The following is an 18,845-nucleotide window of genomic DNA, read 5'->3' on the forward strand; positions in this document are numbered from 1 at the left end:
TTATAGTTAAGGTTTATAGTTAAGGTTTATAGTTAAGGTTTATAGTTAAGGTTTAATATAGCTTAAATTTAAAACATAAGTAAAACATAATTCAAACAATGCTGATAAAGAAAATTAAGTAATGCGGGTCACTTCTTGTAAGCTAGTAACGCCATTTAACGCTTGTTTAATCGCTGATTGCCTTAAGGTATACATACCTTCATTTATTGCAGCATCTGAAATTTGCATGGCATTACCATTATCTAGAATAATCCGTCCGAGCTGATCAGACATTTCCATGACTTCATAAATACCAACACGTCCTTTATAACCATCAGTGCACTTATCACAACCAACAGGCTGACATAAATTACTTTTCTCAGATAGCTGCTCGCTTGTAAAGCCAATAGCGGCTAATTCAGAATCAGGCATTTGCAAAGGTGCTTTACACTCTTCACATAAACGTCTTCCCAATCGCTGTGCAATAATTAATGACACAGAGGATGCAATATTAAAAGCAGGTACACCCATGTTTAATAACCGAGTTAGTGTTTCAGCTGCAGAATTGGTATGTAAGGTTGATAATACTAAGTGACCAGTTTGTGCAGCTTTAATGCCTATTTCAGCAGTTTCTAAGTCACGTATTTCGCCCACCATTACAATATCTGGATCTTGACGTAGAAATGAACGTAAGGCTGATGCAAAGGTTAAGCCGGCTTTATTGTTGATTTGCACTTGGTTAACACCGGTTAAATTAATTTCTACTGGGTCTTCCGCTGTTGAAATATTACGCTCAACGGTATTTAGAATATTTAAACCCGTATAAAGCGATACGGTTTTACCGCTCCCTGTGGGGCCAGTAATTAAAATCATACCTTGCGGCTTAGCGAGTGCAGCGAGATACTTTTCTTTTTGTTCGTCGGTATAACCTAATTTATCGATATTTAATGCGGCGGCTGAGCTATCTAAAATCCGCATTACGATTTTTTCGCCCCACATAGTTGGGAGCGTACTGACACGTAAATCAATATTACGTTTATTGGATACTTTAAGTTTGATACGACCATCTTGCGGCAAACGACGTTCTGCAATGTCTAACTTAGACATCACCTTTAAACGTGCAGAAAAACGGTTAGCTAAATTAACAGGAGGAGAGGCAACTTCTTTTAAGATTCCGTCGATACGAAAGCGAATGCGGAATTTTTTTTCATAGGGTTCAAAATGTAAATCTGAAGCCCCCTTTTTGACTGCATCAATCAACACGCTGTTAATATATTTAACAATCGGGGTATCATCATCTGCATTTTGTGATTCATCTAAACGAGAGTCGGATTCATCAACTTCAATATCATCAATCTCACCCATATCACCGAGTGCACTAACATCGTCTTCTAAAATAAAGTCTATTGCTTTATTAAGCTGAGTTTCTTCAATCAGTAACGCTTCTGTATGCATGCCAAAACTAAAACCAAAGTCTTCTAAGGCTGCGACATTAGTAGGGTCAGACATGGCGATATACAAGGTTTTATGTTGAACATAAACCGGCAAGGCATGATGTTTCTCTATTAGTTTTTGGTTAATGAATTTTTCAGGGATATCGGTTAGATCTAAGGATTCATTATCTAATAGAGGAATACCATATTCTGCTTCACAAAATTCAGCTAAAGCTAAACTGGTAATGTAATCATTATCTACCAAATAAGCTGTTAAAGCCTTATTTTCAGAAGCTGCAGAGGTAGTAATTTGAGATAGTTTATCGTTACTTAATAAACCATGAGCGGCAAGGCTAGAAGCCAAGCCACTAATATTATGGTTTGCCATTAGCTATTAACAAAGGCCGTCAGTTGTACAAGATCCACTTTGAACCCAAGTAACTCGACCATTTGCCAAAGTAGCGATTAACTGATATGAAACACTACTATCATCTGTTGCAGTAATAGTTGCAGCTGAAGCCGTAGTCGATACATATGTAATATTATCTAACTCTCCAGCTTGATTAGTAGCTAGCTCTAAAGCAGTTGCTGCTGCACAATCAGTCTCAGCAATAGAGTTGCCTACTTGAGCACAAATTTCTACTGCTGATTTCATCGGAGATGTAGCTAAAATAACTTCAGAAAATCTAGCTTTGTTTGTATAAGTATTATAAGCAGGCAATGCTACCGCTGCAAGAATACCGATAATCGCGATGACGATTAGTAGTTCGATTAATGTAAAACCTTGTTGTACTTTTTTCATTTTTATTTCCTTAGCTTTGTTTGACATTTTTAGTCATTAGTATTGAACGTAATGACAAACAATAATTGGTTTTTAACTTATATGTACAAACAATCCCTATTCGTATCTTTCGGAAATACTCACAAAAATTATTATTATATAAATTGATTTTGAAAGTTTAATCCCAGTAATATTATTTATTACTCTGTTAAAGGTAGTTTTTTTTATCTAGAAAAACAAACTTTAATTTTATAAAAAATAACATTGAACCAAAAAAACTAACTTGTTACTGACTATCACTCATATACTTTAAACCTATATAAAAGCACTAGATTTTCATGTTAACTCAGTAAAGTCATTCCTTTACCTTATTATATAGCCCATGATTTATACCAAATAATCAATGATGAAGTAAAGTTTAATTACCTCTAATTGTATATAAAAGCATAAAATATTTAGCTTTAACGAGCATAGTAACCTAAGCAATCTATTTTTGACAATTAACATTAACAAAAAAAAACAAATCAAAACACAATGAAAACACAATGAAAACACAATAGAAATAAAAGTGTTATGTTAACAATATAACGAGATTAAATAGTCACATAGCGACAAAAGCACTGTATAAGTAATAAACAACAAAAATCTACCTGTTCGATTTTGCTCTACATTTCCTCTACGCTGTATTTTAAGCTTTATATTTCAGTAGCTGTATTTTAGGTTCTATATTTTAGTAGCTATATTTTAGGTTCTTTCTATTAAACGCTATTAAAAAGTACCACCGTTATAAATGTTAAACAGATCGTTTAGATTCTGTTTTTCAGCACCTCCACTTTGAATATTTAATTGAACACTTCAAAGTGGAGGCTTTTCTATAATGTATTGTATAAGGTTGTGGCATAAGGTTATTGTTTAAAAGCTGTTCATACCGAACAGCATTTTATTTAGCTAATTTTTTAGATAAACAATTAGCTAAAATACGCAGCATTAAACCAAAGGTGCGTATAAATACTGGCTATATAACCTAACGTAATCACAGGTGTCCACTTCAAATGAGCGCCAAAAGTATAAATACCACGAGCCTGCCCCATTAATGCTACACCAGCAGCACTACCAATCGACAGCATACTGCCACCGACACCAGCCGTTAAGGTGACTAACAACCATTGCCCTGTATCCATGTCAGGTTCCATGCTCAGTACCGCAAACATAACCGGAATATTGTCAACAATCGCCGATAATACACCCACAGTAATATTGGCGTAAGTTGCATCCCAGTTGCTATACATCGCTTCTGAAATCATGCCTAAATAACCAATAAAGCCTAAACCACCGACACACAGTACAACACCGTAAAAGAACAACAGCGTATCCCATTCGGCTTTTGCCACTTTATTAAAGATATCAAAAGGAGCACCATCGCCTAAACCACGTAAACGCTCGTGTTCTTTTTTATCAACTGTATGCGCCATAGCAAACTGATAGTGATTCTTTTGTGTTTTACGTAAGAAGAATGCGAAGAACTGTAGAATACCTAGTCCTGTCATCATACCTAATACTGGCGGCATCCCTAAGAATGAATGACCTGCAACGGCAAAGAAGATAGTAATTAAAAATAAGATAACAATACGTTTTGCACCACGTCTCATTGCGACCACTTCCCCATCACCTTTTGCAACTTCTTTAGAAATAAAGAAGCTCATGATGATAGCAGGCACTAAGTAGTTAACCGCAGAAGGCACTAATAATGCAAAGAAGGTAGTGAACTCAACCATGCCTTTTTGCCAAACCATTAATGTTGTGATGTCACCAAATGGGCTGAATGCGCCACCAGCATTAGCAGCCACCACTATATTGATACAAGCAAGGGCAATGAATTTTTTATTTTCCCCACCTACTTTCATGACAATGGCACACATTAATAAAGCAGTGGTTAAGTTGTCGGCGATTGGGGAAATAAAGAAAGCTAATATGCCGGTTAACCAAAAAATCAAACGTAAAGAGAAGCCTTTATTCACCATCCAAGCACGCAGTGCATCGAACAATTGACGCTCTTCCATGGCATTGATGTAAGTCATCGCTACCAATAAGAAGAAGAATAGCTCTGCATACTCTAATAAATTATGGCGAAAAGCAGCTTCTGCATCATGGCTCATACCATGTTGAGAATAGTAGTAACCGATCATTCCCCAAATAATACCTGCTGCAACTAATACTGGTTTTGATTTACGTAGATGAATAACATCTTCTAACATCACTAAACAGTAAGCAAAAGCGAAAAATAAAATAGCGGCGTAACCAATTCCATGTGAGGTTAAGTCGATTGTTTCCCCTGAACTAGCCAATACGCTAGTAGAGAATAAAAGCGTAAAAAGGGTCAGCATGACACTTAATACTTTAGACTGCTTAAACATTACATCTTCCTTAAAGTAACTAATAAATTGAAGCAAAAAAATCCGCCCGATTCTAGCATAAATAGACACTTTCAACGTACCGTTAAAAAAGTGCTAAATGTGAAAACTTTGAAGGCTGAAGCAATAAGACATAAAATGGCTAAAAAATAGCTAAAGGATAAAAGACGTTAGAAGTTTATTAATGATGGGTTTGTTCACTATCATTTCATTCATTCTTTTATTAAGTATTTTATTAATGCTTTCATTAACAACGAGCGTGTTAGTACCGATTAATATTCAACGTCACAACGTCATAGCAGGCAGATTCGCGTTAATAAATAAAAACTCATTACAGAGGCAAACAAGCAGTATTAATAGATAAGCGTTAGCAGTTATGGTCTGAATTCAAGAAGCGACGATGAGGATGCTAATAAGAATAAAATAATTAAAGCCATCTATAGTAAATGGTTAACGCCAATACAACGCGATAACTCAGCTTGTGCAGGAACAAGATCAATACTGGACACACTCATTTTATCAATTTTCAAAGATAAAGAGTGTTGTAATGGAATGTGTAAAAATGCAGATAATATAGAACGGATAACTCCTGCATGGCAAATGATGATGATAGTTTTTGATTGTTGCTCTTGGTTGGCTTGGTTTAGATTGTTTAATTTATTTAGGTTATTTAAGTTATCTAAGCTATTTAAGTTATCTAGGCTATTTAAGTTATCTAAGCTATTTGCTTGATTTAATCCGTTTAACTTAGATTGTAATTCATCCCAAGCTTGAATCACCCTATGATCAAACTCACGTGCGCTTTCACCATTTTTAAACGTGTAATCCAGTAAACCATCACTCCAGTCTTGTATTGCTTGTTGTCCAATATCTTGCCACGTTAAACCTTCCCAATCACCAAAGTTAATTTCTTGAAAGCCTTCGTTTATTTGTAATTCTATTGGATTGAAAAACGCACTTTGTGAGTACTCACTTACCTTTAACTCTTTCTCAGGATGAAACTCCAACTCTAAATTTAACTTTAAACCTTCAGCCAAGGCTAAACAACGCGTTAATGGGCTACTAATAATTAATGGCACTTCATTTACTTTTAACTTATCCATTACGTTAGTTTTAACGTAACTTGTTAATTTTAATAAATCGCCGTCAAAAGAGTCAGTCACAGCGCAATCTAATTGACCATAACAAATATCAGCGGCGACATTCACATCACCATGACGTACTAAGTAAATTTTATGTATTGCTAATGGTTTATTATCCATTTTGATTTCCGTTTCCACAGCTATTAGAAAAAGCCCAAATATTTAAGCTAAGCTAGCCCCAAACAAGGCTAAGCAAGTTAATAAAATGAGTAATTCATTTAGTTGTTGTAAAAAGCCTAAACAATCTCCGGTATACCCTTCAATTTTTTTATGGAAGTAAGATTTACATAACAAGGTACATATCGTTGTGACGATAACAATAACCAATATGGAGATGAATGGCATCCAAAGTAATGACAACAAGCTAAACAGCGAAGCACCTAATAAATACGGCAAAGGTAATTGATGCGATGATTGTGTCGATTTACTGGTTTCATCCTCTCTTGCATATTCACTATATTGGATCAAACATAAAGCACTAAAGCGACTCACAACAGCAGCGCTAAAAAGAACGCCAAAGAAATGAAGTAAGCCAAATTCAGAAAATTGATTAAGCTGGCTAAGTTGAATCAGCACAGCGGCTTTAAGCGCAAACAATATAATCAAACCAAGCACACCATAAGTGCCTATTTGGCTATCTTTCATAATACTTAAACATTGCTTTTTGTTATAGCCACCACCGAAACCATCGCAGCAATCTGCCAAACCATCTTCATGAAAAGCGCCGGTTAAGAATAAACCTACTAGCAACATAAAAATGATACTAATCGTATGGTCAAACACACTTAGGCTTACACAATAAACAGTAAAACAAATAAGCGCGTGCAAAGCACCGACAAATGGAAAGTAAGTATTTCCTAAATGAAATGGATAGGCTTTAAAATTAATAGATTTCGGCACAGGACAACGTGAAAAAAACGATAGCGCATAACAGCACAGTACCCATTGCTTATAGAGTTTTTTATATAGCTGTTTATTTAACTTTTCTGGCATTCAACTCTCTTTCTCTTCTCTATGTTTGTCATGTTTATGGTTATAGTTATGCTTATGCTTATTACAAATATGGCTATTACAAATATTACTATCACTTATTATATTGTTGATTCGCAACTAACTACTGACTATCAGAAACACCCGCATCAGCAAAAGAAGCCATTTCATTTAAGAAAGTTAATGCGGACACTAATAATGGATAAGCCACCGCAACACCAGAACCTTCACCTAAACGCATACCTAGTTTTAATATAGGCGTTGCACTCATAGAGGTTAATAATAATTGATGTGCTTGTTCGTCTGATTGATGGCAAAACTGTGTGTACTGTAAAAAATCATCATGCATTTCACTCGCAACTAATGCTGCGCTAGACGCAATAAAACCATCGACTAATACTAACATCGACAATTCAGCCGCTTTTAACATTGCGCCTACCATCATCGCAATTTCAAAGCCCCCTACTGTTTGTAATATAGTTAAAGGGTCAGCCTCTGTTAGTTGATATTTTGCAATCGCATCATCAATCACTTGTGCTTTTAATGAAACCGTTTGTTGGTCAATCCCAGTGCCTTTGCCTGCGCATTCTTGTCCTGTTAAGTTTAGAATAGCAGCCATTATCGCAGCAGCTGAAGTGGTATTAGCAATCCCCATTTCGCCAAAACCAATCACGTTGCAACCAAGTTGGTGCTGTTGTTTTACAATATCAGCGCCTTTATTAATAGCCGCTACACATTGCTCTTTTGTCATCGCTGGTTGCTCTGCAAAATTTTCAGTGCCTAATGCAATCGGGGAATTAACAAAGTTTTCATTGTGAATGTTGTCAAAGTTAGCTTTCACACCGGCATTAACAATTTTCAAATTAATACCATGCTGCTTTGAAAAACAGTTAATAGCAGCGCCACCCTGTAAAAAGTTTAATACCATCTGTTCGGTCACAACTTGTGGAAATAAACTTACTCCTTGGTCTGCAACACCATGATCAGCCGCAAAAATAATAACGCTCGGTTCAATAAAAACAGGCTCTAATGTTTGTTGTAATAACCCCACTTTAAATGCAATCGATTCCAACAACCCTAAACTACCTTGAGGTTTAGTTTTAAGATCAATTTTGTCTTGAAGTGTATTTACAAATTGTGAGGTTACTTTATCTAGTGGAGCAGTAATATTAAACACAGAATATCCTTTGTATAATTCAAAAATTTATAAGCTATCTAGTTAATAAATATCAATAAAATAAGAAACATTAATGGTCCAACTCATTTTTAAAGAAAATGCAGTTAAATCAATGTAGCCAACCAATGAAGTTAAGCTATTTAGCCAAAGCAAAGATAGAATACACGTTTATGACACGCATTTTGAAAACAACGTTAATTTTTTATATAAATAACCTTAACCTTTACATAAATAACTTTAGTTGCAGATAATCAACTCGATACCACATCATTATTTTCGTGCCTCAATGAGGAAAATAATACTCTTTCCGCGCCCCGTTATTTATAACCTTTATCAAACATCGTCTCGAATTTAAAAAGAATTTAAAAATAAAAATGTGATGATTTAGCATTACGGTGAGTTTTTTAAGCTTTAGGTTTTACAAAGCGACTTTTAGTTTCAATATTAAATGCGTTAATTGATAGACAATTCACCCTAAAGGCAATCTTTGCTCTATAATGTGCTTTTTGTTTTATTGTATTGGAAAATTTCATGTCATTTGAGTCGCTTGAGCTGGATCAGCATTTATTAAACGCCGTTGCTAAGATGGGCCACACACGCCCAACTAGTATTCAAAAAATGGTCATCCCACCAGCAATGGATGAACGAGACATCATGGCAAGCGCGCCTACAGGCACAGGTAAAACATTGGCATTTTTATTACCTGCAGTACAACGTTTAATTGATTACCCTCGCCGTAAAGGTGGTTCTGCACGTATCTTAGTATTAACACCAACACGCGAATTAGCAGTGCAAATAAGCGAAGTGGCTGAGCAATTAGTTGAAGGCACAAAATTGATCGTCGGTAATATCATCGGTGGTATTTCTTACGAAGCCCAAGAAGATATTATTATGGGCTCAGTAGATATTGTGATTGCAACACCAGGTCGTTTAATGGAATACATTGATGCAGAAGCGTTTGACTGTCGTGAAGTTGAGTGTTTGGTACTTGATGAAGCAGACCGAATGTTAGATATGGGTTTTGTTGCAGAGATGGACCGTATTGCAGGTGAAGCTCGCTGGCGTAAAATGACCGCTTTATTTTCGGCAACACTAGAAGGTAAAGGGTTACGCGAATTTGCTCGTGATGTATTAAAGAATCCAGTTAAATTAGATGCAGAAGTGACACGCAGAGAAAGCGGTAAAATATTACAATATATTCACCTAGCTGATAATCCTGAGCATAAGTTACAGCTGTTAGCAGCGATTTTAGAACAAGCACCTGAACACGAAGAACAAGTAAATAAGATAATTGTGTTTGTTAAAACACGCGATCGTCTTGCGCAATTAGTCGCTCAATTAGCAGAGTTAAATATTCGTTGTAACTACCTACGTGGTGAAATGGATCAAGAGAAACGTAATTTATCACTACGTCAATTTAAAGAAGGCACTACCAATATTTTAATCGCTACCGATGTTGCAGCGCGCGGTATCGATGTCCCAGATATAACGCATGTTGTTAACTATGATATGCCACGTAGTGCAGATGTTTATGTTCACCGTATTGGACGTACTGCTCGTGGTGGTAAAAAAGGTACTGCTATCTCTATTATTGAAGCACATGACATTGATATTCTCGCAAAAGTTGAGCGTTATACAGATCAAATATTAAAACGTCGAGTGATCAAAGATTTACGTCCACAGAATAAAGAAGCAAAAGTGAGTTTACGTAAAACTAAAAAGCCGATGACCAAAAAAGGTAAAGCACGCGAAGAAGAAGTGAAGCGCCTACAAAAAGAAAAACGCCAAAAGAAAAAATTAGAGATGGGTAAACAACGCCATCGTACTATTAAAGCAAAAGGAAAGCCTAGCTGGGCAGGTAAAAATAAACCTGATAGCGATAAAGCAGAATAAAAAAGCTATTTCACTTCTTTGGCTATCATTCAAGCAGTTAACTTCTATTTAAAGTGAGAAGTTGATTGTTTGATAGCCGTAAATAGTACTTTTGAGGACTACACACAAGCGTTAACACACTGCTATACTAAGCATATTTATTTTTATCAGCAGAAGCTGCCTAAGGTCAATTATGCGTTTTTCTTCCTCTTTTTTACTGATAACACCACTTATTCTTGTTTTATCTGCATGTAGTTCAACGACCTCTTCAACCTCTACCACCCAAGTAAAAGAAACTGTCATAACGCCCACACCTGAAGTTATTCATCAAGACTTTTCAAATATATTAGACGGAAACTTTAGAGGTCAACTTAGCTATAAAAATAATAAACCTTACTTTCAATCCTGTGATGATCCACAACTGTACCAAGTAATAACAGAAACAGCATTAAATGATGTTTATAACAAAATTGATGAAGATAATGGTGAACCTGTTTATATCGAGTTTGCAGGACAAATTGTTTTCCCTAAAAGCAAAAAGTCTAAAAGCTCAGTTATGGTAGAGCTTGATCGTATCAATCACATGGCCTCTACCAAAACGTCATTACAATGTGCAAAAGCAACCGATACCTTTAGCTTTAAAGCAAAAGGTAATGCTCCTTATTGGCGTATCAACATCCATGACAATAAATTATTTTTTGCCACAAAAGCCAGCAACCAATCATATACAGTGACTAACTCAACAGTTGAATCAACAAAACAACAAGTGATCAGTGCAATTAAATCAGATGAGCAGAGATTATCTTTAACGATGCAACTGGGAAGCTGTTATGTATCTGACAATAAAGAATACTGGGGATACATTACCGTTGTTGAAAGCATTCACGGAAAATTCAGTGGCTGTGGTGAGTTAGGGCAATTAACCAGTGAACAGCCGTTTACAGGTGAGTATTTAAGTCAATCTAAACAAAGTTCAGATCAAGACATTAACCTATCGTTAAATGCCAACCATACCTTGGAATATCAACAAGGTAACCAAGCAACAAAAACAGTTAAAACAGGCTTTTGGAAAAGTAATACTCCCAATACTGTTGTCGCTATGTTTACCAAGCAAGATGGTAAAAAAATACAGCAGGAAATTATATTTAAACGTAATGGATTAAGTCTTTCTAGCAATGAAGTTAATAAAGATAATGTGCTAGCTAAGTTAGATGAAATATTAACTTTCGAGAAAATGAATGCGAAATACAGTTCGTTGAAAGGAGATGAGATTCAAATTAAACGTCAGTTTACTGCTCAGTTTATTAACCCAGCAAACAGCATTGATTTAGAAGTACAAAAAGCAGTGCGTAACTACTTTAAAATTCATAGAACCGATCCTAAGAATACACGTTTTAACTCAGTTAGATTCGATTTAAATGGCGATGGTAAAGATGAAGCGATTGTTCTTTTAGATTGGTGTTCTAGTAATGGCTGTGAAATGCTGGTATTTGAATCGAAAGATAAAGGATTAGTATTCTCAAGTCGTGTATCTCGTATACAAGCGCCTATTTTAGTCGCTGAAACTCAGCACTTCTCTTGGCAGGACTTATTTATCGCTAAAGACAATAATTGGCTACAACTAGATTTTGACGGCTTAAGTTACCCGCTTAAAATAAGTGCTGCAAAAAGTATTGAGCGACCAACAGAGTCAAGCGGCGTTGTATTATTTAGCGAAGGCAGACCAACCACTTGGTTTTCTATTAAGTAGCATAGTTAGTTTAAGTAAAAGGCTTTATCAATATTGATAAAGCCTTTTAAAATGCGAATAACGATCAATACATAAAAGCAACACACAAAACCCTGTAAGCTAAAGCATGCGCCCCGAAGTCAAAAGCTCTGATTATTGATTCTTTAATTCTCAATCAAAAAGCGCCTCCCCCCCTGCAAGCTAAAGCATGCGCCCCAAAGTCAAAAGCTCTGATTATTGGTTCTTTAATTCAATACAAAAAGCAACACACAAAACCCTGCAGGCTAAAGCCAGCGCCCCAAGGTCAAAACCTTTGATGATTGATTCTTTAATTCAATACAAAAAACAACACACAAAATCCTACAAGCTGAAGCATGCGCCCCAAAGTCAAAACCTCCGATTGTTGATTCTTTATTTCAATACAAAAAGCAACACATAACCCCCCTGCAAGCTAAAGCATCCGTCCCAAGGTCAAAACCTTTGATGATTGGTGCTTTAATACAATACAAAAAAGCAACACAAAAAAACACCTGCAGGCTAAAGCCAGCGCCCCGATGTCAAAACCTTTGATGATTGATTCTTTAATTCACAATCAAAAAGCAACACATAAATCCCTGCAAGCTGAAGCATGCGCTCCGAAGTCAAAAGAACGGGTTGAAACCTACAGAGTATTACTTTTCCACCATCAATAGCAGTTTATTTGTATATTCTATCAAAAAAGGCTTTTTCAAATAAATAGATAGACGCTTTTTTATCCCGAGGCAGCTTTGCATTAACTGAACTATTTACAGGGTTATATCCGTTAGTCATTAATACAAATAATTTATCACCACTGTCACTTTTAACAATACCTGCTAGGTTAGCAACTCCTTTTAGTGAACCTGTTTTTGCAACCACTTTACCTTTTAACTCAGGTGCATTAACGCCTCGATGATATTTTAAAGTGCCATCAATACCTGAAATGGAAAATGTTTTGAGTAGCCCTAACTTTTTATCCTGCTTATAAACAAACTGCATTACTGACATAAATAACTCAGTACTCATTAAATTATGACGAGATAACCCAGAGCCATCAGCGATGTAAGCATTTTCTAAATTAACGCCATTACTTTTTAGAATCGCTTTCATTGCTTTAGCGCCATTACGGAAATTACCTGGCTGTTGGTAATAATGTGCACCAATCGTTTTGAATAAACTATCTGCAATTAAATTATCTGAACGCTTCATCATTCTTTTTAATAACGTATCCAGAGGGTCTGATTGGTGAGAAGCAAAGATAGAGGGTACAACCGGTTTTATATCTTCATTCGCTTTATTTTTATCCTTTATCGCAACTGAACCAATTAAGTTGATACCAACCTGCTTTAATTCAGCTTCTATTATTTTTTGAGCATAAGTATTAGGGTCATTCACTGCAAATGCTAAAGGGAATGCACGTTTACGAGGCACCATACAGCCCCATAAATGATATTTATTATGGCTATCGCGCGTAATTTCTAAATCACAAAATTGTTCTGCTCGTTGTTTTTTAGTCACAACGGATACATCACTGGTAATATTCACGGGCTCATAAGCAGGAATAAACAATGTTGCTTTTTCTGCATCATCACTGGCTAAACTCAAGTTACCTTGCACACAGTTTCGATTAACAATAATCGCATTAGAGGGAGAGGTGTAACAGACGCCTAAATCATTCCACGCTTGGCCGTTACTCCATTGATAACCATTAAAGAAACTGTTATCCAGTAAAAAGTCCCCTTCTATTTTGTTAACGCCTAGACGTTTTATATCTTGTAACAATTTACGAATATGTTGGCGAGTTAGTGTTGGGTCTCCCATGAAGCGTAAACTCAAATCACCTTTATAAATGCCCTGTTTAAGTTGCTTTTTATCGCCCTCAATGACTGTTTGATATTTAAAATCACTGCCTAATGTTAATTTGGCCGTCGTCGCCGTTAATAATTTTTGAACACTGGCTGGCGTTCTTAATGTTTCCTGTTGAAAACTAGCTACTTCTTTTTGCGTATTAGCATCAACGACTAAATAAGAAACCTGCGTACCTTTAGGTAATAACGATTGTAGATCCTGCCATTGTTCTGCAATCGCATTACAACAAACCACACTACCCATAATAAACAAACACGTTTTTAACATCACAAACCACTCAACTAAGAAATCAATTTTGAGAATAACCTTTCTGTTGATTCCATGCGATGAAAATTTAATACATTAATAACAACAAAAACAATTGTTAGTGATATAATTTTTGCCATTATCTGCTTCACTTTTAACTGCCCTGACAATATGAGTGTGAAAAAATGAATAATCCGTTATACCAAAAAAACATTATCTCCATTGCTGATTTATCTCGTTCTGATCTAGAACTCATCTTACAAACAGCCCACTCTTTAAAACAAACACCGCAACCTGAATTATTAAAAAACAAAGTTATTGCCAGTTGTTTCTTTGAAGCATCAACGCGTACTCGTTTATCTTTTGAAACAGCAGTACAACGTTTAGGTGGCAGTGTGATTGGTTTTGATAGCGGCGGTAATACTTCGTTGGCACAAAAAGGGGAAACATTAGCGGATTCAGTAAAAATCATCGCTTCTTATGCGGATGCCTTTTTTATGCGTCACCCACAGGAAGGTGCAGCACGTTTAGCGTCTGAATTCACTTCAATCCCTGTCATCAATGGTGGCGATGGTTCAAATCAACATCCAACTCAAACATTACTGGATTTGTTTACTATTTATGAAACACAAGCAACATTAGATAACTTAAATATTGCCTTTGTAGGCGACCTTAAATATGGACGTACAGTCCACTCTTTAGCACAGGCATTATCTTTATTTAATTGTAATTTCTACTTCATTTCGCCAGAAGCATTAGCAATGCCAGATTACATTCTTGAAGAATTAAAAGAGCGTAATGTTAATTTCTCTTTACATAGCAGTATTGAAGATGTCGTTGATGACCTTGATATTCTTTATATGACACGGGTTCAAAAAGAGCGTTTTGACGAAACGGAATATCAGCACATGAAATCAGCTTTCTTACTAAATGCCGATATGCTTGATGATGTAAGAGATAATTTAAAAGTATTACACCCATTACCACGTATAGATGAAATCAATATAGATGTTGATGAAACACCTTACGCTTATTATTTTCAACAAGCACAAAATGGTGTTTTTGCTCGCCAAGCGTTACTCGCTTTGTTATTAACTAATCATTTTCAAGCAAACGCTTAAGGTTTTATCATGCAAAAGAAATTACAAGTAGAAGCGATTGAACAAGGTTCAGTGATTGACCATATCCCGGCACAACAAGGGGTAAAAATATTAAAGTTCTTTAAATTTACTCAAACGAAAGAAAAGATCACCATCGGGTTAAACCTTGCCACTCATAATGGTGAAAGCAAAGATCTGATTAAAATTGAAAATACTTTTTTTAATGATCAACAAGCGAATCAATTAGCTTTATTTGCGCCGAATGCAACGATTAATCAAATTAAAGATTTCAAAGTGGTTAATAAATTTCAAGTGCAATTACCAAGTTCATTTATTGGTGTATTGGCTTGTCCTAACAGCAATTGTATTAGTCATAATGAACCAGTTCAAACACGCTTTTATGTCCACCAGAAAAACACATTAAAATTAAAATGTCATTACTGTGAGAAATCTTTTGAACGTGGTACTTTTGACGAATTAGACTAAGTTTGAAAATTAAGCTTAGTTTCAGCAAATATCAGAGAATAAGATTGAATTAGAGTCTGTTACGTTTATACTAAATTTAACTTCATCAATAAAAAGTGAGCATTTATATGCAATACAATACTTCTGTTTTATGTGATATCTACGCAGATACAATTGACGTAGTAGAACCACTATTAACTAACTTTGGTGGGCGAAACTCCTTTGCAGGAGAAGTCGTTACTGTTAAATGTTTTGAGTCGGTAGGATTGATTTATAAAGCATTAGAAGAGAATGGTGCAGGTAAAGTATTATTGATTGATGGAGGCGGTTCGTTACGTCGTGCTTTAATTAATGCACATATCGCAGACTTAGCAGTAGAAAATTGCTGGGAAGGTATTGTAGTTAATGGCTGTGTACGTGAAGTAGACGCGCTAGAGGAACTCGATATTGGCATTCAAGCAATTACTGCAATTCCTGTCGGTGCAGATGATGACGAAGTGGGCGAAATAAACGCAGCGGTGAATTTTGCTGGCGTGACTTTCCTACCTGAAGATTTTTTATACGCTGATAGTACTGGTATTATTATTTCCCCTGAGCCACTAGTGCTTGATGAGGAAGATGCTGAAGAAGAAGAGGTTTTTTAAAGCAAGCCTTTAGCTAACGCCAATTTACCTAAACTTGAAATTTAGCAACGGCTCGAGTTTAGCAAGCCTTATTTTGGCAAATGATAGATACTAAAAAGCCCAATTAAATTGGGCTTTTTGTTAACTAGCGATTTATTATTCAGTGCTTCATTATTTAATTAAGCTTACTGGTCACTCAACCTTGCCACTCAACCAAATATTTACTTATTACCCCAATAAACACCAGTTTTTCAATTAGCTATAAATAAGCGTAACGCTAAACAATAAATGCTAATCACAAATAATTACTCTGCGTTTTCTTCAGCTTGTTCGATTTTACCGACCAATGCACTTAAACGATCTTGCCATTGCTGATGCTCTTCGTTTAAACGATCGTTATCAGATTGTAACTGTTCAGTTTTACCTGATAAATTAGCTTTATCTTCTTTAAGCTCTTCAATTTCCATTTGCAACAGTGCAATAGTCTCTACAGCTTGGTTAATTTTGTTTTCTAATTTTTCTAATAGCTCAAATGTCATTTGAAGACCCTTAATACAAAGTAAATGGTTAACTGGAATGCAATGAGAATAAGCATTCCACGATGCTTATTCAACCTTTGTTTTAATTTTTATGAAAAAAAGATGTAAATCGTCTTTAAAGTCGCATTATGTTAGTCTGATTCCGATTAATTAAAATAATTTAAAAGGAAAAATATGTCTACACAACTACAAATAGGTAAGTACCAACATTACAAAGGCAGCTTTTATCAAGTCGAAGACATTGCTATTCATAGTGAAACAGAAGAAAAAATGGTGGTTTATCGTCCTTTATACGGAGAAGGGCTTTTATGGGTAAGACCGCTTGCTATGTTTTTAGAACAAGTAGAAGTTGAAGGTAAAAGCCAACCTCGTTTTGCTTATGTTGGCTTAGAATAAAAAATAAGTTTTAAAGTATTAATCCCTAGAACAGTCACTATTCTAGGGATTATGATCTAAAGGGCTAAAGAGCGTTTTAGATCATAAAATTTCAAATGTTCTGTTCCATCGATAAAGATGGCATATCGCATGATGGCCTACCAACAATCTTAGCGGGAACACCAGCAACTGTTGTATGTGCAGGAACCGTTTCTAAAACCACACTACCGGCCCCTATTTTTGCTCCAACACCAATTTCAATGTTACCCAATACTTTTGCACCTGCACCAATCATCACACCTTGACGGATCTTTGGATGACGATCTCCACTATCTTTACCCGTTCCGCCTAAAGTAACGCCTTGCAATATTGATACATTATCTTCAATCACAGCCGTTTCACCGACAACAACACCCGTTGCATGGTCAAACATTATACCTTTCCCAATAGTAGCAGCAGGATGAACATCGACTCCAAAAATAACTGAGCTACGGTTTTGTAAATACAATGCCAGGGCTAAACGATTTTTGTTCCATAACCAATGTGCAACACGGTGAATTTGAATGGCGTGAAAACCTTTCAGATATAAAAGTGGAATAGAATATTCTTCAACGGCAGGATCTCTATCTTGCACGGCTAAAATATCTGCCATTGCACTTTCTATAATACTTGGGTCGTCAGCAAACGCTTCGTCAATCACTTCACGTACTAAAATGCCAGGCATCGTACGGCTATCTAAACGGTTAGCTAATTGGTAACTTAATGCTGATGATAAATCTTTATGATTTAAAATAGTCGAATGGAAAAAACTGGCTAAAATCGGTTCACCTGTAGAACTAGCCCAAGCCTCTTCTCTAATTTTATCCCAGAGATCTTTTACCTTACATTCCATTCTTTTGTCCTTAACTATTAAATCTATGTCCTATCGACATTTTATTGCGCGCTATATTTCTATCTCATGAGTCGATTTATTATTAGGTACGACTGAAATAGGATCTAAATGAATCAATATATCGGCTCCCGGAAATGCGGTTTCAAGAGCCAGTTCTAGTTCGTCAGCCTTTTCATGCGCATCGAATAGGCTTTGCTCATCATCTAGCTCTAAGTGTAATTGTATAAATTTAATATAGCTTGAATAACGTGTTCTTAAATCATGAACGCCACGAACCCCTTTAACCTTATAGGCAAGCTTGAGGATCAATTCTTGATCTTCTTGAGGTAGCTGTTTATCCATTAAAGCATCAATCGATTGAGTCCCAATCTCCCAAGCTCCGTGTAAAATATAAAGGCTCACTGCAATAGCAAATACACCATCAGCCCAATCCCAACCATACCCAGCTAACACAATCGCTAATAGTACAGCCCCATTAAGAATAATGTCTGTTCGATAATGCAAAGCATCGGCTTTAATCGCCATGCTATTGGTTTTAATCACCACATAACGTTGAAATAAGACGAGCGCAATAGTAATAACCAATGAAAATAGCATCACAGAAACCCCTAAACTACTGGCGTGAATTTGATTGTTATTCACCACGGCAGAGATGCCATTGATCATCAAAAATACAGATGAGCCAGAAATAAAGGCAGCTTGTGCTAATCCCGCCAAACTTTCCGCTTTACCATGCCCAAAGCGATGTTCTTTGTCTGCGGGTTGTAAGGCAATTTTTATTGCAAAGAGATTAATAATAGAAGTGGTTACATCCATTAATGAATCAGTCAAAGCTGCTAAAATACTTGATGAACCCGTCATGATCCAAGCAATTAATTTAACAATAATCAATAAAGAAGCTGCAACAATGGCAGCTTGGCCAGCTCGTTTAACTAAATAAGCATATTCTTCGGAAGGTGCTGATTGATTCACAATAATATAACTCTGAAAATTGTTGGACGGTCATTATACCCGTTATCATTTCAGATACAAAACACCGCCTATATCAGTCGCTTTACATTTAAAACGTAAAGATAAAATATTTTATTTTTCATATATATCATAAAGTTAGAAGCTAAAATATTCGATAACTCATCTATCCGTAAGACCAGTTAACCCACTCTATTTCAAAATACGCAATACAAGTAATCACATTATTTACTCT

General features: G+C 35.9%; 16 protein-coding genes. 6 read left to right on the forward strand and 10 right to left on the reverse strand.

The features are described 5' to 3' along the window. Positions 1 to 114: 114 nt before the first annotated feature. From pilB to cobT, 6 genes are all read right to left on the reverse strand, one after another. A complete protein-coding gene (gene pilB / locus V6255_RS12985) occupies positions 115 to 1,800 on the reverse strand; it encodes a type IV-A pilus assembly ATPase PilB (RefSeq protein ID WP_341628542.1) in 1,686 nt (561 codons plus the stop codon). 6 nt (positions 1,801 to 1,806) lie between these two features. Further along, complete coding sequence (locus tag V6255_RS12990; RefSeq protein ID WP_341628543.1) at positions 1,807 to 2,214, reverse strand: pilin; 408 nt, start codon at positions 2,212 to 2,214, stop codon at positions 1,807 to 1,809. A 947-nt stretch (positions 2,215 to 3,161) separates the two neighbouring features. Continuing rightward, on the reverse strand, positions 3,162 to 4,607 hold the full coding sequence (gene nhaD / locus V6255_RS12995) for a sodium:proton antiporter NhaD (RefSeq protein ID WP_425355931.1): 1,446 nt from the start codon (positions 4,605 to 4,607) through the stop codon (positions 3,162 to 3,164). Positions 4,608 to 5,041: 434 nt separating this feature from the next. After that, positions 5,042 to 5,866, reverse strand: coding sequence for a histidine phosphatase family protein (locus tag V6255_RS13000; protein WP_341628544.1), 825 nt, complete (start codon positions 5,864 to 5,866; stop codon positions 5,042 to 5,044). A gap of 42 nt (positions 5,867 to 5,908) precedes the next feature. After that, positions 5,909 to 6,739 (reverse strand): adenosylcobinamide-GDP ribazoletransferase, encoded by an 831-nt coding sequence (locus V6255_RS13005; protein WP_341628545.1) that lies wholly within the window; start codon positions 6,737 to 6,739, stop codon positions 5,909 to 5,911. 121 nt (positions 6,740 to 6,860) lie between these two features. Continuing rightward, positions 6,861 to 7,913 (reverse strand): nicotinate-nucleotide--dimethylbenzimidazole phosphoribosyltransferase, encoded by a 1,053-nt coding sequence (gene cobT / locus V6255_RS13010; protein ID WP_341628546.1) that lies wholly within the window; start codon positions 7,911 to 7,913, stop codon positions 6,861 to 6,863. A gap of 531 nt (positions 7,914 to 8,444) precedes the next feature. Here cobT and srmB point away from each other — a divergent pair. Both srmB and V6255_RS13020 read left to right on the forward strand, forming a co-directional pair. Continuing rightward, the gene (gene srmB, locus V6255_RS13015) at positions 8,445 to 9,806 is read left to right on the forward strand and encodes an ATP-dependent RNA helicase SrmB (RefSeq protein ID WP_341628547.1); all 1,362 of its coding nucleotides are present in this window, start codon (positions 8,445 to 8,447) and stop codon (positions 9,804 to 9,806) included. A 172-nt stretch (positions 9,807 to 9,978) separates the two neighbouring features. Then, positions 9,979 to 11,535 (forward strand): hypothetical protein, encoded by a 1,557-nt coding sequence (locus V6255_RS13020; protein ID WP_341628548.1) that lies wholly within the window; start codon positions 9,979 to 9,981, stop codon positions 11,533 to 11,535. A 675-nt stretch (positions 11,536 to 12,210) separates the two neighbouring features. Here V6255_RS13020 and dacB read toward each other — a convergent pair. Beyond that, positions 12,211 to 13,668 (reverse strand): D-alanyl-D-alanine carboxypeptidase/D-alanyl-D-alanine endopeptidase, encoded by a 1,458-nt coding sequence (gene dacB, locus V6255_RS13025; RefSeq protein WP_341628549.1) that lies wholly within the window; start codon positions 13,666 to 13,668, stop codon positions 12,211 to 12,213. A 164-nt stretch (positions 13,669 to 13,832) separates the two neighbouring features. On the opposite strand from dacB, the gene pyrB reads away from it, so the two are divergent. The 3 genes from pyrB (at position 13,833) to rraA (ending at position 15,856) form a co-directional block, all read left to right on the forward strand. Further along, on the forward strand, positions 13,833 to 14,768 hold the full coding sequence (pyrB, locus tag V6255_RS13030) for an aspartate carbamoyltransferase (protein WP_341628550.1): 936 nt from the start codon (positions 13,833 to 13,835) through the stop codon (positions 14,766 to 14,768). 9 nt (positions 14,769 to 14,777) lie between these two features. After that, the gene (gene pyrI, locus V6255_RS13035) at positions 14,778 to 15,233 is read left to right on the forward strand and encodes an aspartate carbamoyltransferase regulatory subunit (RefSeq protein WP_025563454.1); all 456 of its coding nucleotides are present in this window, start codon (positions 14,778 to 14,780) and stop codon (positions 15,231 to 15,233) included. Between the two features lie 107 nt (positions 15,234 to 15,340). Next, complete coding sequence (gene rraA, locus V6255_RS13040; RefSeq protein WP_160063598.1) at positions 15,341 to 15,856, forward strand: ribonuclease E activity regulator RraA; 516 nt, start codon at positions 15,341 to 15,343, stop codon at positions 15,854 to 15,856. A 284-nt stretch (positions 15,857 to 16,140) separates the two neighbouring features. Here the strand turns inward: rraA and V6255_RS13045 are convergent, their stop codons facing one another. Next, positions 16,141 to 16,374, reverse strand: a complete 234-nt coding sequence (locus tag V6255_RS13045; RefSeq protein WP_160063600.1) for a cell division protein ZapB — start codon at positions 16,372 to 16,374, stop codon at positions 16,141 to 16,143. A 174-nt stretch (positions 16,375 to 16,548) separates the two neighbouring features. Between V6255_RS13045 and V6255_RS13050 the strand changes: the two genes are divergently transcribed. Further along, the gene (locus V6255_RS13050) at positions 16,549 to 16,770 is read left to right on the forward strand and encodes a DUF1653 domain-containing protein (protein ID WP_341628551.1); all 222 of its coding nucleotides are present in this window, start codon (positions 16,549 to 16,551) and stop codon (positions 16,768 to 16,770) included. Between the two features lie 91 nt (positions 16,771 to 16,861). Here the strand turns inward: V6255_RS13050 and cysE are convergent, their stop codons facing one another. Both cysE and V6255_RS13060 read right to left on the reverse strand, forming a co-directional pair. Next, positions 16,862 to 17,641 (reverse strand): serine O-acetyltransferase, encoded by a 780-nt coding sequence (gene cysE / locus V6255_RS13055; protein ID WP_341628552.1) that lies wholly within the window; start codon positions 17,639 to 17,641, stop codon positions 16,862 to 16,864. 51 nt (positions 17,642 to 17,692) lie between these two features. Further along, the gene (locus V6255_RS13060) at positions 17,693 to 18,613 is read right to left on the reverse strand and encodes a cation diffusion facilitator family transporter (protein ID WP_341628553.1); all 921 of its coding nucleotides are present in this window, start codon (positions 18,611 to 18,613) and stop codon (positions 17,693 to 17,695) included. Positions 18,614 to 18,845: the final 232 nt, after the last annotated feature.

This window comes from Psychromonas arctica (genome assembly GCF_038155225.1).
Lineage (GTDB): Bacteria > Pseudomonadota > Gammaproteobacteria > Enterobacterales > Psychromonadaceae > Psychromonas > Psychromonas arctica_B.